The sequence below is a fragment of the Mesorhizobium kamtschaticum genome, assembly GCF_056174585.1.
In genome coordinates, this window is record NZ_CM149691.1 from 4,069,357 (window position 1) to 4,085,392 (window position 16,036).

At 62.7% G+C, this 16,036-nt stretch carries 12 protein-coding genes and 2 pseudogenes; 13 read left to right on the top strand and 1 reads right to left on the bottom strand.

All coding sequences use genetic code 11. The annotated features are described in order from the left end of the window. Positions 1-48: 48 nt before the first annotated feature. From ilvN to AC0V7N_RS20125, 10 genes and pseudogenes are all read left to right on the top strand, one after another. The gene (ilvN, locus tag AC0V7N_RS20080; RefSeq protein ID WP_496627207.1) at positions 49-621 is read left to right on the top strand and encodes an acetolactate synthase small subunit; all 573 of its coding nucleotides are present in this window, start codon (positions 49-51) and stop codon (positions 619-621) included. A 122-nt stretch (positions 622-743) separates the two neighbouring features. Beyond that, on the top strand, positions 744-1,340 hold the full coding sequence (locus tag AC0V7N_RS20085; RefSeq protein WP_475450184.1) for a LysE family translocator: 597 nt from the start codon (positions 744-746) through the stop codon (positions 1,338-1,340). Positions 1,341-1,463: 123 nt separating this feature from the next. Continuing rightward, the gene (locus tag AC0V7N_RS20090; RefSeq protein ID WP_475450185.1) at positions 1,464-1,934 is read left to right on the top strand and encodes a nucleoside deaminase; all 471 of its coding nucleotides are present in this window, start codon (positions 1,464-1,466) and stop codon (positions 1,932-1,934) included. Positions 1,935-2,152: 218 nt separating this feature from the next. Next, positions 2,153-3,412 (top strand): efflux RND transporter periplasmic adaptor subunit, encoded by a 1,260-nt coding sequence (locus AC0V7N_RS20095; RefSeq protein ID WP_475450186.1) that lies wholly within the window; start codon positions 2,153-2,155, stop codon positions 3,410-3,412. Further along, entirely contained in the window at positions 3,409-6,573 is a 3,165-nt protein-coding gene (locus AC0V7N_RS20100) for an efflux RND transporter permease subunit (RefSeq protein WP_496627208.1), read from the top strand. Before AC0V7N_RS20095 ends, AC0V7N_RS20100 begins: the two co-directional genes overlap by 4 nt. A gap of 169 nt (positions 6,574-6,742) precedes the next feature. Next, positions 6,743-7,257, top strand: a pseudogene (nthA, locus tag AC0V7N_RS20105) (nitrile hydratase subunit alpha). Next, entirely contained in the window at positions 7,254-7,913 is a 660-nt protein-coding gene (gene nthB / locus AC0V7N_RS20110) for a nitrile hydratase subunit beta (protein WP_496627209.1), read from the top strand. The pseudogene nthA and the gene nthB overlap by 4 nt, the downstream one beginning before the upstream one ends. After that, a complete protein-coding gene (locus AC0V7N_RS20115; protein ID WP_475450190.1) occupies positions 7,900-8,277 on the top strand; it encodes a nitrile hydratase accessory protein in 378 nt (125 codons plus the stop codon). The genes nthB and AC0V7N_RS20115 overlap by 14 nt, the downstream gene beginning before the upstream one ends. A gap of 86 nt (positions 8,278-8,363) precedes the next feature. Beyond that, the gene (locus AC0V7N_RS20120; protein WP_475450191.1) at positions 8,364-9,293 is read left to right on the top strand and encodes an EamA family transporter; all 930 of its coding nucleotides are present in this window, start codon (positions 8,364-8,366) and stop codon (positions 9,291-9,293) included. Positions 9,294-9,445: 152 nt separating this feature from the next. Further along, a complete protein-coding gene (locus AC0V7N_RS20125) occupies positions 9,446-10,573 on the top strand; it encodes an ATP-dependent DNA helicase (RefSeq protein WP_475450192.1) in 1,128 nt (375 codons plus the stop codon). A 40-nt stretch (positions 10,574-10,613) separates the two neighbouring features. Here the strand turns inward: AC0V7N_RS20125 and AC0V7N_RS20130 are convergent. Then, positions 10,614-11,019, bottom strand: a pseudogene (locus AC0V7N_RS20130) (SpoIIAA family protein). Positions 11,020-11,173: 154 nt separating this feature from the next. On the opposite strand from AC0V7N_RS20130, the gene AC0V7N_RS20135 reads away from it, so the two are divergent. The 3 genes from AC0V7N_RS20135 (at position 11,174) to AC0V7N_RS20145 (ending at position 16,034) form a co-directional block, all read left to right on the top strand. After that, the gene (locus AC0V7N_RS20135) at positions 11,174-11,914 is read left to right on the top strand and encodes a pyridoxine 5'-phosphate synthase (RefSeq protein ID WP_475450194.1); all 741 of its coding nucleotides are present in this window, start codon (positions 11,174-11,176) and stop codon (positions 11,912-11,914) included. Positions 11,915-12,012: 98 nt separating this feature from the next. Next, positions 12,013-13,926, top strand: coding sequence for a potassium transporter Kup (locus tag AC0V7N_RS20140; protein ID WP_475450195.1), 1,914 nt, complete (start codon positions 12,013-12,015; stop codon positions 13,924-13,926). Positions 13,927-14,114: 188 nt separating this feature from the next. Continuing rightward, complete coding sequence (locus tag AC0V7N_RS20145) at positions 14,115-16,034, top strand: potassium transporter Kup (protein WP_475450196.1); 1,920 nt, start codon at positions 14,115-14,117, stop codon at positions 16,032-16,034. Positions 16,035-16,036 lie beyond the last annotated feature (2 nt).

Sequence of the window (16,036 nt, forward strand, 5' to 3'; positions counted from 1 at the left end):
TGCGGGAACAGAGAGTTAGATCAAGAGTTTGAAATCGAGATTCATGTCATGAACGCACAGATACAACCGACCGGTTCGGCCTATTTCATCGCCAAGGAAACCGAGAAGCCGGAGAACCACACGCTCTCCGTGCTGGTCGACAACGAGCCGGGCGTGCTTGCCCGGGTCATCGGCCTGTTTTCAGGGCGCGGCTACAACATCGAGAGCCTGACCGTCTCCGAGACCGAGCATGAAAAGCATCTGTCGCGCATCACCATCGTGACGCGCGGCACGCCGCATGTGCTGGAGCAGATCAAGCATCAGCTCGAGCGCATCGTGCCGGTGCACCGCGTGGTCGACTTGACCGTGCGCTCGCATGAATCCGGCCAGGAGCGGCCTCTGGAGCGGGAACTGGCGCTGGTCAAGGTTGCCGGTACCGGCGAAGCCCGCGTCGAGGCGCTGCGGCTGGCCGACGCGTTCCGCGCCAGTGTCATCGACGCCAACACCGAGCATTTCATCTTCGAGATCACCGGCAAGGGCACCAAGATCGATCAGTTCATCGCCATCATGAAGCCGCTCGGCCTGGTCGAAATCTGCCGCACCGGCGTGGCGGCTTTGAACCGCGGCCCGCAGGCGATGTAAAGCTCGGCCAACCCATCCGAATCTTCCACGAACGTAACTGGCTGGCGTGACCAACGGCCGGCGCTGGCCTTTGTGCGTCAGCCGAAAAGAGACAATAGTACTGACGTATCTGGGAGGATACCATGTCACTCGACGCATTCCTCGCACTGCTCGTCTATGCCTTCGTGACCTCGATCACGCCGGGGCCGAACAACCTCATGCTGCTGGCCTCCGGCGTCAATTTCGGCATCGCCAGGACGGTGCCGCACATGCTGGGCATCAGCATCGGCTTTCTCGTCCTGTTGCTCGCCGTCGGCTTCGGGCTTGGCGCGGTGCTGACGGCATTTCCGGCGCTGCACAACGCCCTCAAGATCGCCGGCGCCGCCTATCTGCTCTATCTCGCCTGGAAGATCGCCATGTCACGCACGTTGAGCGGCAAGGGCGCGGCGGAAGCGCGGCCGATGCGCTTCATCGACGCGGCGGCATTCCAGTGGGTCAATCCCAAGGCCTGGGTGATGGCGATCACCGCCATGGCCGTCTACACGAACCCCGATCACCCCTTCATCTCGGTGGCGCTGATCTCGGTCGCCTTCGCCGTCGTCAACCTGCCGAGCGTTTCGATATGGGCGGGATTTGGCACGGCGCTGCGTGGATTCCTGTCGGATCCGGCGCGGCTGAAATGGTTCAACATCGCCATGGGCGTGCTGCTGGCGGCGACGCTTTGGCCGATGCTGCGCTAGGCTCAGGACTCGTTGATTAGAGCCCGATGCAGATCGTCGACTTGGAATCTGATTTGCAGCCCCTTGGAAATCCCTCCGCTTCAAGACAAGATCATCCCGCTTAGCCTCTTTGGGGAGCGTCCGATGGAAAACCACGAGCCGTTTTTACGCGAGGCGATTGCGCTCTCGAAATCCGCAGTGGAACACGGCGACGAACCGTTTGGCTCGGTGCTGGTGAAGGACGGCGAAGTCATCCTGCGCGCCGAAAACAGCGTCTTCACCGGCCACGATATGACGAACCACGCCGAGATGAACCTGGTTAAACTGGCGGCGCAACACTACGACACCGCTTTTCTCGCCGACTGCACGCTCTACACCAGCACGGAGCCGTGCGCGATGTGCTCCGGGGCGATTTACTGGTCGGGCATCGGGCGTATGGTGTTTGCGTGCTCCGAAGCGCGGCTTGGCGAGATCGCTGGAATCGGGTTGAACGTGCCGAGCCGGGCGGTGCTGCAAACCGGCGCGCGCATCGTCACCGTGGTTGGCCCGAGCCTCGAAGACGAAGCCGCCGAAGTCCATCAGGAATTCTGGCCGAAGCATCTGGGCAAGGCTTAAAACCCAGCTTTTGGGTCCTATGACGGGCTTCGGCCGGCGACCATAGCCGGCTGCCTATCCATTGTGCAGTGCACATTAAATCTTCGTAATGCCGTGTTTTGGCCCTTTTCCGACAAACGCCTGTCCTATCTATTCGGCTAAATCGCGGCAAACAGCCGTGAATTGCGCTAGAATACGACCACCTGGCTATGGCGTGTCGGACGGAGAGGCCTTTGTCGATGCGTGGAAAAGTCATTCTTTTATTGCTTGCCGTCGCCTGTGTGGGCGCGGCCTGGCTCTACCTTTCGCCCGACGCGCTGGGCAAGGTTCAGCAGCTCATTGGCGTAAAGCAGGTCGCGTCGGCGGCCAAACCGGCAGGCGACAAGGCGGCAGGCGACAAGCAAGCGGCCGGAGGCACCGGCGCTCGCTCGGCCTCTATCGTTTCGGCCACCGCAACGACGGCCGATTTCCCGATCCGCCGCTACGCCATCGGTTTCGTCTCCTCTCCGGCCGTGGTCAACATCAACGCGCGGGTCTCCAGTCAGATCGTGTCGATCGACATCAAGGACGGCCAGATGGTGAAGGCCGGCGATGTTCTGTTCTCGCTCGACGACCGCTCGCTCAAGGCGCAACTCGCCAAGGACCAGGCGACGCTCGCCAAGGACCAGGCGATGCTTGCCAGTTCGAATTCCGATCTCCAGCGCGCCAAGGACCTTGTCGCCAAGCAGGCCGGCACGCAGCAGACCTATGACCAGGCCGTAGCCGCGCAGAAGGCGGCGGCGGCGACCGTCGATGCCGACAAGGCAACAATTGACGCCGACAATGTCCAGCTGGGTTTTGCCACCATAACGGCGCCGATCGCCGGCAGGCTGGGCGCCGTCAATGTCGCTGTAGGTGACCTCGTTACGGTCAGCAACGGCAACAGCAGCACGGCGACCCCACTGGTGACGATCACTCAGATGGACCCGCTGCAGGTGAACTTCAATCTGCCGGAAAGCAATCTGGCGCTGTTGCATAAGGCGCTCGCAAACCCGCAGCAGGGGGCCGTGACCCTGACTAAGGATGGCGACCCGACGGCGATCGGCAAGGGCACTCTCGATTTCGTCGATTCCAGTGTCGACACCGCGTCCGGCACGATCGCGACGCGGGCAAGCATTCCGAATGCCGATCTTTCGTTGTGGCCCGGGCAGTATGTGAATGTCGTGCTCGACGCCGGCGTCATGCCGCAGATGACTTCCGTTCCCACCGTCGCGGTGCAGCCCAGCCAGAAAGGGCCTTTCGTCTATGTGGTCAAGTCCGACAACACGGTCGAGCTGCGGCCCGTGCAGGTGGCCCTGACCGAAGGCCAAAACAGCGCCATCAGCCAGGGTGTGAAGGCGGGCGAGAAAGTGGTCACGGAAGGCCAGACGAGGCTGAAGAACGGGGCCGCCGTGCATGAGGGCGCCGCGGCTGCACCCAAGGTGGCTCAGGCGACCAACACGGGCGAGGCGGCCCAATGATCTCCGAATTCTGCATTCGCAGGCCCGTCGCGACCCTTCTGATGTCCTTCGCCCTCGTGCTGGGCGGGTTGTTCGCCTACAAGTTCCTGCCGGTGGCGGCGCTGCCCAGCGCCGAATTCCCGGTGGTCAACGTCTCGGCTTCACTGCCGGGCGCCTCGCCGGAAACCATGGCGACATCGGTGGCGACGCCGCTGATCAAGCAATTCGCGACCATCGCCGGCATCGATTCCATTTCGACCACGAACTCGCTCGGCCAGACCTCGATCGCCATCCAGTTCGTGCTCAACCGCAACATCGATGCGGCTGCGGCCGATGTGCAGGCGGCAATAGCGCGCACGCAGAAATCATTGCCGCCGCAGATGACGTCGCCGCCGAGCTACCGCAAGGTCAATCCGGCCGACGCGCCGATCCTGTTGATGTCGCTGGTCAGCGATACGGTTCCGCTGACCGACCTAGATGCTTTCGCGGAAAACGTCATCTCGCCATCGCTGTCGACGATCGACGGGGTGGCGCAGGTGTCGATCTTCGGCCAGCAGAAATATGCCGTGCGCATCCAGATCGATCCGACAGCGCTTGCCGCGCGCGGCATCTCGATCGATCAGTTGCAGGCGGCTGTCGCGTCGGCCAACAGCAATACGCCTCTCGGTGTGCTGCAGAACAACAAGCAGCAACTGACCATCACCGCCAACACCCAACTGACCGACGCCGCCGGCTTCTCCAACCTCATCATCGCCACCAAGAACGGCCACCCGGTACGGCTGGGCGAGGTGACCCGCGTCGTCGATTCGGTGCAGACGACGACGACCGCAAGTTGGTACGATGGTACCCGCGCGATCATCATGGCCGTGCAGCGCCAGCCCGACGCCAACACCGTCGACGTCGTCGACAGGGTGAAGGCGATGCTGCCGTCCTTCCAGGACCAGATGCCGGGCGCCGCCCAGATAAAACTGCTCAACGACCGTTCGACCTCCATCCGCCAAGCCGTCAACGACGTGCAGTTCACGTTGCTGTTGACCATCGCGCTGGTGGTGATGGTGATCTTCGTGTTCCTGCGCCGGGTGACGGCGACCATCATCCCGGCCGTGGCGGTGCCGATCTCGCTGATCGCCACGCTTGGTGCGATGTTCCTGTTCGGCTTTTCCATCGACAACATATCGCTCATGGGCCTGACGCTTGCGGTCGGCCTCGTCGTCGACGACGCCATCGTGATGCTGGAAAACATCTTCCGCCACATGGAAGAGGATGGGTTGTCGGCCTTCGACGCGTCGCTGAAAGGCGCGCGCGAAATCGGCTTCACCATCATCTCGATCTCGATCTCGCTGGTGGCCGTGTTCATCCCCGTGCTTCTGATGGGCGGCGTCATCGGGCGCATCTTCAACGAGTTCGCAGTCGTGGTGACGGTCGCCATCCTGGCGTCGATGTTCGTGTCGCTGACGCTGACGCCGATGCTGTGCTCGCGGTTGCTGTCGGTCACCAAGGCCGATCGCGACAAGCACGGTCCTGCCCACAAGCAGGATCTCGTCACACGCGGCTACGACCGGGTTCTGACATTCTGCCTGCGGCACACTTTCCTGGTTTTCCTGGTCTTTGTCGGCACAGCGGCGGCGTCGGTGTGGCTGATCCAGGCCTCGCCGAAGGGCTTCTTCCCGCAGGAGGATATCAGCCAGATCTCGGTGACGACCATTGCGCGCCAGGACATTTCTTTTGACGCGATGGTGAAGCTGCAGGGGCAGGTGGCAAGCGTCTTTTCTCATTCGCCCTATGTTGCGCATGTGGCATGGTCGGCAGGCAGCGGTAACAATGCATTGAACCAGGGCCAGCTCTATGTGCAGTTGAAGGACAAGAGCCAGCGACCCGACATCGAGAAGGTGCAGGCGGATCTGCGTAAGCAACTGGCAGGGGTCGCGGGCATCGAGACCTACATGCAGCCGGTGCAGAATTTGAGGCTGGGTTCGCGCTCGTCGGCCAGTGCCTACCAGCTCGTGGTTCAGGGCCTCGATACCGGCCTGACCGACCAGTGGGCGCAGAAGCTGAATGATGCGATGGCGGCCGACCATGCGACCTTCACCGACGTCACCAGCGACCTGCAGAACAATGCCCTGCAGGCATCGCTGGTCATTGATCGCGACAAGGCCGCCCAGCTCGGCATCGATACCGACACGCTGCGCTCCGCCCTCTATGGCGGCTTTGGCACCGACCAGGTTTCGACGATCTTCGGGTCGGCCGACAGCTACGAAGTCATCACCGAACTCGATCCGAAGATCGAGTGGTCGCCCGAGCGCATGCTCGCCATCCAGATGAGGACGGCGAGCGGCAGTCTGGTTCCGCTCGGCGCCTTCGCCCGGGTCGATCGCACGGCCGGCGCGCTGACGGTCAACCAGCTCGGCCAGCTTCCGGCCGTGACCATCTCCTACAATCTGCCGCAGGGCGTCGCGCTGGGTGACAGCGTCACCCGCATCAACGCGCTCAAAGAGCAGATCGGCATGCCGACGGCGATCTCGACCAGCTTTGCCGGCACGGCCAAGACCTTCCAGGATTCGCTGGCCAACCAGGGCCTGCTGGTCGGTGGCGCGATCCTGACCATCTATATCGTGCTCGGCATTCTCTACGAGAGCTTCATCCACCCGCTCACCATTCTGACCGGCCTGCCGTCGGCGGTGCTGGGCGCGGTCGTTGCGTTGCGCTTTGCCGGCATGGACCTGTCCGTCATCGCGGTGATCGGCATCCTGATGCTGATCGGCATCGTCAAGAAGAACGGCATCATGATGGTCGACGTCGCGCTCGAATTGCGACGAGAAGGCATGTCCGCCAAGGACTCCATCCACAAGGCCTGCCTGATGCGCTTCAGGCCGATCATGATGACGACGCTGGCCGCACTGATGGGCACGTTCCCAATCGCGCTCGGCACCGGCGCCAGCGCCGAATTGCGCCAGCCGCTGGGTGTCGCCGTTGTCGGCGGCCTGCTGGCCTCGCAGGCACTGACCCTGTTCGTCACGCCGGTTATCTACGTCTACATGGAGAACTTCTCGGGCTGGCTGGTCGGACTGTGGTCGAGGGGCAAGGCCAAACCGCAGGTGGTCGAAGAGAGTGGCGATCAGCCCTCGCTGTTCGGCACCAATGACGACATCCCGGCAGACGCGCAAAAGACAGCAGCTGAATGACAGGCTGACACGGCAAGGATAGAAGCTGGCCCAAGCCGTCGTGCTTGCGGCCGGCAGAGCAGAGCCGTAATTTGGGGCCATGTCCCATGATCATGACCACGACAACGAACTCGATCCGTTTGCCGCCCGCGTGCGGGCGCTGGAAACCATCCTGACCCGCAAGGGACTGATCGATCCGGCCGCGATCGACGTCATCGTCGACACTTACGAGACCAAGATCGGTCCGCGCAACGGCGCCAGGGTGGTGGCCAAGGCCTGGAGCGATCCTGCCTATGCGGACTGGCTGAAACGCGATGCGACGGCGGCGATCGAATCGCTGAGCTATACCGGCCGCCAGGGCGAGCACATGCAGGCGGTGTTCAATACGGGGGATACGCACAACCTCGTCGTCTGCACGCTGTGCTCCTGCTATCCGTGGTCGGTGCTCGGCCTGCCGCCGGTCTGGTACAAGGCGCCGCCCTATCGGTCGCGCGCGGTGATCGATCCGCGCGGCGTGCTCGAGGAATTCGGGCTGACGCTGCCGGCCGAGAAAAAATCCGCGTCTGGGATTCGACCGCGGAGTTGCGCTATCTCGTCGTGCCGATGCGGCCCGAAAACACCGAAGGCTGGAGCGAGGAGCGGCTGGCCGAACTGGTCAGCCGCGATGCGATGATTGGCACTGCTTTGGCGAAGGAGCCGGCATGAACGGGCCGCAGGATCTCGGCGGGCAGATGGGGTTCGGCCCGGTCGCGCCCGAAAAGGACGAACCCTATTTCCACGCTCCCTGGGAAAGGCGGGCGCTCGGCGTGACGCTTTGCGCCAGCGCCATGGGCGCCTGGACCATCGACGAGAGCCGGCACGCGCGGGAATCGCTGCACCCGGCCGATTACTATGGCTCTAGCTACTACCAAATGTGGATCAAGGCACTGGAGACCCTGCTCAAGCGCCATGGTTTCGTCAGCGAGCGCGACCTAGAGGCGGGCGAGGCGATCGATGCGGCGGCGACCCCGAAACGGGTGCTGAAGGCGGAAAACGTCCCTGCCGTGCTGGCCAAGGGCGGCCCTTGCGACCGGCCGATGGCAGAGCCGGCGCGGTTCAAGGCCGGCGACGCCGTGCGGACCGAAAACTTCAACCCGACCGGCCACACCAGGCTGCCGCGCTACGCGCGCGGAAAGCGAGGCAGGATCGAGGCGGTGCATGACGGCTTCGTCTTTCCCGATACCAACGCGCATGGCCGGGGCGAGAACCCGCAATGGGTCTATACGGTGGTTTTCGACGGCAAGGAGATCTGGGGCGAGGGCGCCGATCCGACGCTTGTTGTCTCGATCGATGCCTGGGAGAGCTACCTTGAGCCGGCCTGACGGGATCGCCGCCGATTTGCCCGCTGGCCTCGATGCGCCGGTTTTCGCCGAGGCGGTGTTTGCCGAGCCGTGGCAGGCCGAGGCGTTCGCCATGACCGTGGCGTTGCACGACAAGGGCCTGTTTTCGTGGGGCGAATGGGCGGATGCCCTGTCGGCAGAGGTGAAGAAGCCGGGTGCGGCAGCCGACGGTCATGACTATTACGAGCATTGGCTGGCGGCGCTGGAAGGGCTGCTTGCCTCAAAGGGGCTGGCCGACAAGCCCGATGTCGATGCGATGGCGCAGGCCTGGGATCGCGCCGCGCATGCCACCCCACACGGCAAGCCGATCCTGCTGGAAAACGATCCGGAGTTCCAATCCGCCTGAGGCGGATATCTTTGGACCGTCCAAATCCTCAGAACGATTGTAGCCATCTCCCCCCGAAAAGCCGCCCTCTACACAAGAGAGAATGAATGTACCTGTCGGAAATTCTCTCGATCGGCGCGGCGCTGTGCATCGCCACGAGCGGCATGCTGGCTGGTGAACTGGTTGGCCGCATCGATGCCTTGACCCTGACCCGCTTGCAGACGCTTGCGGTGACTGTCGCCACTACGATCGCGGCAACGGTGCTGGGCGGCTGGGCGGGGCTCATGCCGTGGCAGATGGGTTATCTTGCCGCCTCCGGCGTGTTCGGGATCTTCATTGCCTCATCAGCCTACATCTCGTCGATATTCGCACTCGGGCCGCGCCTGGCGTTGCTGGTGTTCTCGTTGACCTCGCCCTTTGCGCTTATCATGGGCTATGTTTTCCTGGGCGAGACGGTCGGTCCGGTCAAACTGGCCGGCGTGGCGCTGGTCATCGCCGGCATTGTGCTCGCCATCCTGTTCGGGCGCCCGGCCAAGGTTCAGCCGGAAGGCATCTTCCCGACACCGCCGATCGAGACGGCGGTGCTGCCGGCAAAGCAGATGACCTTGCCTGTCGGTCTTGCCTTTGGACTGGTAGCGGCACTGGGGCAGGCGGCTGGCGCCTTGGTGGCGCGCCCGGTCATGGCATCGGGCGTCAACCCCTTCACGGCGATGGCGATCCGGACCGGGGTGTCGGCGGTTCTCTTCCTTTTGCTGGCGCTGGTTCCCCTGCGCAGCGTTGCCCAGCGCCCCCGGCCGTCGGCGCGAACGCTCGGCATCGGTATTTGCGGCGCGCTGATCGGCACCGGCATGGGCATGTCGCTCATCATGGCCGCGCTGGCCGGCGGAAAGGTCGGCATCGTCTCGACATTGTCGTCCCTGTCGCCAGTGCTGGTGTTGCCGATGGTGTGGCTGCGCAGCGGCTACAGACCACCGGCACCGGCGTGGGCCGGGGCAGTGTTCGCCTTCGCCGGCACAGCCCTGATTGCGCTCGGCTGACAGGAGCGATCAGCCGGGCGCTTGCGTTTGTTCTCTTTACGTTCTTGTATGCGCCTGATAGCCTGAACCGTCGGCGGCGCTCGGTGCGTCACTGATGGCAGTCGACAGGCGACTGTCTTGTCTTTCGCTTGCGAATCCGGTCTGTCGCACTGATGGAATTCTCCCCCCAACAGGACGAGGCGCTGCAAGCGGTCGCCCGCTGGCTGCAGGTCGGCCAGCCGCAGCTGTTCCGACTGTTCGGCTATGCCGGCACCGGCAAGACGACGCTGGCGCGCTATTTCGCCGACCATGTCGACGGTCAGGTGCAGTTCGCCGCCTTCACCGGCAAGGCAGCGCAAGTGCTGCGCTCCAAGGGGGCGGTCAATGCCCGCACCATCCATTCGCTGATCTACAGGCCCAAGGGCGAGGAATCGGTGGAGAACGAGGTGACCGGCAAGACTTCGATGTCGCCGACCTTTTCGCTGAACCGGCAAAGCCCGATCTCGCGCGCCAAGCTGGTCGTCATCGACGAATGTTCGATGGTCGACGAGCAACTCGGCCGCGACCTGATGAGTTTCGGCACGCCGATCCTGGTGCTGGGCGATCCCGGCCAGTTGCCGCCGATTTCCGGCGGCGGCTTCTTCACCGATCACGAGCCCGACTTCCTGCTCACTGAAATCCACCGGCAGGCACGTGACAATCCGATCCTGCGGCTGGCGCTCGATGTGCGCGAAGGCCGCGAATTCATGCGCGGCGACTATGGCACGGCGCAGGTGATCGGCAAGGAAGACGTCACCCAGGAGCTGGTGCTGAAGGCGGACCAGGTGCTGGTCGGCACCAACCGCACGCGCCGCCGCTACAATCAGCGTCTGCGCGAACTCAAAGGCTTCAATGCTGACTATCCGCAGGCCGGCGACAAGCTGGTGTGTCTGCGCAACGATCCCGCCAAGGGGCTGCTCAACGGCTCGCTGTGGAAGGTGATGACCTCGTCGCGCGAGACGGTGAAGCCCGGCATCAACCTGCTGGTATCGCCCGAAGAGGACGATCCGGACCGCGGCGTCGCCAAGATCAAGCTGCTCAAGGCGGCGTTCGAGGATCCGGACGCCGACATCCCCTGGCAGCAGAAGAAGCGTTTTGATGATTTCGACTACGGTTATGCGCTGACCGTGCACAAGGCGCAGGGTTCGCAGTGGAACGAGATCGTGCTGTTCGACGAAAGCTGGGCCTTCAAGGAAACCCGCCAGCGCTGGCTTTATACCGCGATCACGCGGGCCGCTGAACGGCTGACGATCGTCAGGTAGGGCATGGCCGTCCGGTAAGACATGGCGGCCAATGGGGCCGTCATGGCGCGCCAAGCGGCTGGACGCCGAGCCATTCCCCAGGCCTCGGCTTCGTCCTCGGCGTTGAAATGCCTGAATTCGATGGGCGACGACGCGGGCAAAGCGTGCCGTGCGTACGGCGTCCAATCCGGCGTGCCGATCGCCGCGCAACGGCCTATATGCTCGAGTGCGTGGACGGCACCCTGTTTGAGGGTTTCGTCGGAGATGTCGGTCCAGTCGACGCCATCGTGATCGACTATGCGCACGGCCACGTCGATTCGCTGGTGGAGCGCGTAGGCCGCCTCCAGCAGGCCGAACAGGTTTTCTGCATCGGCCGCCGAGACATGACCGACCACATCGATGGCGAACAGGTCGTCGCGACCGGTGTCGATGCGACGGATCGCCGGCACGGATTGCAGGAAATTCACGGTTGGTGCCTCCTTTTGCGGAACAGAGTTGGTCTTCTGGAACACTGGAAAGCCCTATCTGTTCCCGTCAAAGACGATATAGATGCCCGGTCTCAAGCGCGCCGCGGCCGAACAGTGGCGCGCCTCAACCGCCTGATTTCACGGACGCCAGCCCATGCCTGCAAAGCTTTCCGTCAACCTCAATGCCATCGCCATGCTGCGCAACCGCCGCGATCTGCCGTGGCCCAGCGTGATCGGTGTCGGCCGGCTTGCCCTTGCCGCCGGAGCGCATGGGCTGACCGTCCACCCGCGTCCCGACGAACGTCACACACGGCATTCCGACGTACCCGAGATCAGGGCGCTGATCGACGACGAGTTTCCGCAGGCCGAATTCAACATCGAGGGCTACCCGAGCGAGGATTTCCTGGCGCTTGTGGAAAAGCACCAGCCCGAACAGGTGACGCTAGTTCCCGATGATCCGGCACAGGCAACCTCCGACCATGGCTGGAACTTCGTCACTGACGCGGCATTCCTGACACCGATCGTCAGGCGCCTGAAGAAGGGCGGTTTCAGGGTGTCGCTGTTTTCAGACGCCGATCCTGCCGGCATGGCGGTCGCGCGCGATACCGGTGCCGACCGGATCGAGCTCTATACCGGCCCCTACGGAAGCTATCATTCCGATTCCGCAAAGGCGGCCAAGGAGCTGGAAAGATTGGGGAAAACAGCCGATGCGGCATTTGCCGCCGGCCTTCAGGTCAATGCCGGGCACGATCTGACGGTGGACAATCTGCCTGCTCTGGCGAAGCGCATCCCGGCATTGGCCGAAGTGTCGATCGGACATGGGTTGACAGCCGACGCGTTGGAGTATGGCATGGCCGGCACGGTGGGTCGGTTTCTCAGAGCCTGCGGCTGGTAGGGATAGAGCTTCGCCTTGCAGGTATGGCAGCCATAGCGTGCAATTGACATCGCATCGCAGCATGCGTGAAGCACCGCGCGCTTGTCGGGGAGTGGTCTATGGACCTTGCCAGTCGCGGTAGCGAGGCCGAAACCGTCGAGCAATCGAGCCATTCCGGGGCCGAACAGCAAAGCACCAAGGTCCTGATGCTGGGTGCGCTCGGCGTTGTCTATGGCGATATCGGCACCAGTCCGATCTATGCCTTCCGTGAGGCGCTTCACGCTTCGCCCGGTATCGATACGCGCGTTCATGTGCTTGGCGTGCTGTCGCTGATCGTTTGGGCGCTGACGATCATCGTGACCATAAAATATGTCGCCTTCGTGCTTAGGGCCGACAACAAGGGCGAAGGCGGCACGTTGTCGCTGATGTCGCTGGCGCGCAGCGCCTATCCCAAAGGCGCGCGACTCATCCTGGCCATCGGCCTTTGCGGCGCGGCGTTGTTTTTCGGCGATTCGATCATAACGCCGGCCATCTCCGTGCTGTCGGCGGTCGAAGGCCTCAGAGTGGTGACCCCGACACTGGACCCTTACGTCGTGCCGATCACGCTAGTCATCCTGGCCGTGCTGTTCTCGGTGCAACGTTTCGGCACAGGAAAGGTGGCGGCGGTGTTCGGGCCGGTGACCGCGCTGTGGTTCCTGGCTATCGGCGTCGCGGGGCTCTATCACCTGATGGACGATCTATCGATCCTGCTGGCCATCAATCCTTATTACGCGGTCGCCTATCTCGTCAGCACACCCACGGCCGCCTTTGTCACTGTCGGCGCGGTGTTCCTGGCGGTAACCGGTGCCGAGGCGCTCTATGTCGACCTCGGCCATTTTGGACGCAAGCCCATCGTGCTGGCGTGGTTTTCCGTGGTTTTCCCTTGCCTACTGCTCAACTATTTCGGGCAGGGCGCCTTTGTGCTGGCCAATGGCGGGAGGCCGACCAATCCATTCTTCCAGATGCTGCCCGACTGGGCGCTGATGCCGATGGTGGGACTGGCGACGGCCGCGACCGTCATCGCCAGCCAGGCAGTCATATCAGGTGCTTTTTCGCTGACCCGCCAGGCGGTGCAGCTCAACCTTTTGCCACGCATCGAGGTGCAGCATACGTCCGAAATGCAACACGGTCAGATCTACATGCCCCGCGTCAACCTGCTCATCGCCCTGGGGGTGATGCTGCTGGTCGTCGGTTTCGGCAGCTCGAGTTCGCTGGCTTCCGCCTATGGCATCTCGGTGACCGGCGAAATGCTGATGACGACGATCCTGCTGTTCGTTGTCATGCGCAAGCTGTGGAAATGGACACTGGCGGTTGCCCTGCCGCTGACCTTGCTGTTCGGTATCATCGACAGCGGCTTCTTCCTGGCAAACATCGTGAAGATCTTTGAAGGCGGCTGGGTGTCGATCACGGTTGCTTGCCTGATGGGGCTGATCATGGGGACCTGGATACGCGGCACCCGCTATCTCTTCGACAAGACCCGCCGCAACGAGATCCCGCTCGATTTCCTCGCTGCCAATCTCTTGAAGAAGAAGCCGCACCTGGTGTCGGGCACCGCGGTGTTCCTGACCAGCGATCCGCTCAGCGCGCCAACAGCACTCATGCACAGCCTGAAGCACTACAAGGTGCTGCATGAGCAGAACGTCATCCTTTCGGTGGTGACGGCGCCGCAGCCGGTGGTGCCCGACAGCGACCGGGTCAAGATGGAGACGGTCAACGAGCTGTTCATGCGGGTGACGCTGACCTTCGGCTACATGGAGCAGCCCAACATCCCGCGCGCGCTGGCGATCTGCCGCAAGCAGGGCTGGAAATTCGACATCATGACGACGTCGTTCTTCCTGTCGCGGCGCTCGCTCAAGGCCTCGCCCAATTCCGGCATGCCGGTGTGGCAGGACCGGCTGTTCATCGGCCTGGCACGCACGGCGGCCGATGCGACCGAATATTTCCAGATCCCGACCGGACGTGTCGTGGAAATCGGCACACAAGTCGCTATCTAAAGCAGATAGGGCAGGTATTATTGGGCACCCGTCATGCCCCGCAGCCGCGAATTCAGCCCGCAACCATTGGATTTACAGGCCATTTCCCAAGGAGCCTAGCGTTGCCGGCATGGGAGCCATTACGCGACGGCACTTGATATTGCATTGCAGCAAGCGTAGAGCACCGCGCGCTTATCGGAGTGTCGTCCATGGCCCTTGCCAATGCTGGTAGTGAGGCAGAACCCGTCGAACAGTCGAGCCATCCGGAGATAGAACAGCATAGCACCAAGGTGCTGATGCTGGGCGCGCTCGGCGTGGTCTATGGGGATATCGGCACCAGCCCGATCTATGCCTTTCGCGAGGCGCTGGTGGCGTCGTCCCACGGCACCGTCGCCGATCGCGGCGATATTCTCGGCGTGCTGTCGCTGATCATCTGGTCGCTGACGATTACGGTTACGATAAAATACATCATGTTCGTGCTGCGCGCAGACAACCGCGGCGAGGGCGGCGTGCTGTCGCTGATGGCGCTGGCGCGCGGCAGTTTCCCGAAACGCTCGGCGGTGATTTTGGGTATCGGTATCGTCGGTGCCTCGCTGTTTTTCGGCGATGCGGTCATCACACCGGCGATTTCGGTGCTGTCGGCGGTCGAGGGCATGAACGTCGTTACGCCTGCTTTCCAACCCTATGTGGTGCCACTGACCCTGGTCATCCTCGCCATGGTGTTTGCGGTGCAGCGTTTCGGCACGGGTGGGGTGGGATTGGTGTTCGGCCCGGTGACCGCGGTCTGGTTCCTGGCCATCGGCCTTTCCGGCCTGAAACATATCATCAACGATCCGGAAATCCTGCTGGCGATCAGCCCGCACTATATCGTCGCCTTCCTGATTCATTCGCCAGATGTGGCCTTCGTCACGGTCGGCGCTGTCTTCCTCGCTGTGACCGGTGCGGAAGCGCTCTATGCCGATCTCGGTCATTTCGGCCGCAAGCCGATCGTACTTGCCTGGCTGGCAATCGTTTTTCCTTGCCTGCTGCTCAATTATGCCGGGCAGGGCGCCTTCGTGCTGGCCAAGAATGGCATCGTCGGCCATCCGTTCTTCGAGATGAACGAGGGTTGGGCTCTGATCCCGATGGTCGTGCTGGCGACCGCAGCGACGGTCATCGCCAGCCAGGCGGTGATTTCGGGTGCCTTCTCGCTGACCAGGCAGGCGGTGCAGCTCAACATGCTGCCGCGCCTGGAAATCCTGCACACGTCGGAAAGACAATCCGGCCAGATCTACATGCCTCGCGTCAACCTTTTGCTGGCGCTGGTGGTGATGATGCTGGTGGTCGGCTTTGGCGAGTCCAGCAAGCTCGCCTCGGCCTATGGTATCTCGGTGACCGGCAACATGCTGGTGACGACTGTGCTGCTCTATGTCGTGATGACCCGCATCTGGAAGTGGAAGCTGATGGTGGCGATCCCACTGACCGCATTGTTTGCCTTCATCGACGTCGGCTTCTTTGCCTCCAACATCGTCAAGGTGTTCGAAGGTGGTTGGGCTTCGCTTGCTGTGGCCTTCACCATCGTGCTGGGCATGTGGACCTGGGTGCGCGGCAGCCGCTACCTCTTCGACAAGACCCGCCGCAACGAGATCCCGCTCGATTTCCTTGCCGGCAATCTGTTGAAGAAGAAGCCGCAGCTGGTGGCCGGCACGGCGGTGTTCCTGACCAGCGATCCGCTCAGCGCGCCGACAGCACTCATGCACAGCCTAAAGCACTACAAGGTGCTGCATGAGCAGAACGTCATCCTTTCGGTGGTGACGGCACCGCAGCCGGTGGTGCCGGACAGCGAGCGGGTCAAGATGGAGACGGTCAACGAGCTGTTCATGCGGGTGACGCTGACCTTTGGCTATATGGAACAGCCCAACATTCCGCGCGCGCTGGCGATCTGCCGCAAGCAGGGCTGGAAGTTCGACATCATGACGACGTCGTTCTTCCTGTCGCGGCGCTCGCTCAAGGCATCCCCCAATTCCGGCATGCCGGTCTGGCAGGACAAGCTGTTCATCGGCCTGGCACGCACGGCCGCCGATGCGACCGAATATTTCCAGATCCCGACCGGACGTGTGGTAGAAATCGGCACTCAGGTGGCGATCTGACC

Coding starts and splice junctions, on each gene's coding strand:
- ilvN (WP_496627207.1), top strand. CDS start 49: ATGAACGCACAGATACAACCGACCGGTTCGGCCTATTTCATCGCCAAG.
- AC0V7N_RS20085 (WP_475450184.1), top strand. CDS start 744: ATGTCACTCGACGCATTCCTCGCACTGCTCGTCTATGCCTTCGTGACC.
- AC0V7N_RS20090 (WP_475450185.1), top strand. CDS start 1,464: ATGGAAAACCACGAGCCGTTTTTACGCGAGGCGATTGCGCTCTCGAAA.
- AC0V7N_RS20095 (WP_475450186.1), top strand. CDS start 2,153: ATGCGTGGAAAAGTCATTCTTTTATTGCTTGCCGTCGCCTGTGTGGGC.
- AC0V7N_RS20100 (WP_496627208.1), top strand. CDS start 3,409: ATGATCTCCGAATTCTGCATTCGCAGGCCCGTCGCGACCCTTCTGATG.
- nthB (WP_496627209.1), top strand. CDS start 7,254: ATGAACGGGCCGCAGGATCTCGGCGGGCAGATGGGGTTCGGCCCGGTC.
- AC0V7N_RS20120 (WP_475450191.1), top strand. CDS start 8,364: ATGTACCTGTCGGAAATTCTCTCGATCGGCGCGGCGCTGTGCATCGCC.
- AC0V7N_RS20125 (WP_475450192.1), top strand. CDS start 9,446: ATGGAATTCTCCCCCCAACAGGACGAGGCGCTGCAAGCGGTCGCCCGC.
- AC0V7N_RS20135 (WP_475450194.1), top strand. CDS start 11,174: ATGCCTGCAAAGCTTTCCGTCAACCTCAATGCCATCGCCATGCTGCGC.
- AC0V7N_RS20140 (WP_475450195.1), top strand. CDS start 12,013: ATGGACCTTGCCAGTCGCGGTAGCGAGGCCGAAACCGTCGAGCAATCG.
- AC0V7N_RS20145 (WP_475450196.1), top strand. CDS start 14,115: ATGGCCCTTGCCAATGCTGGTAGTGAGGCAGAACCCGTCGAACAGTCG.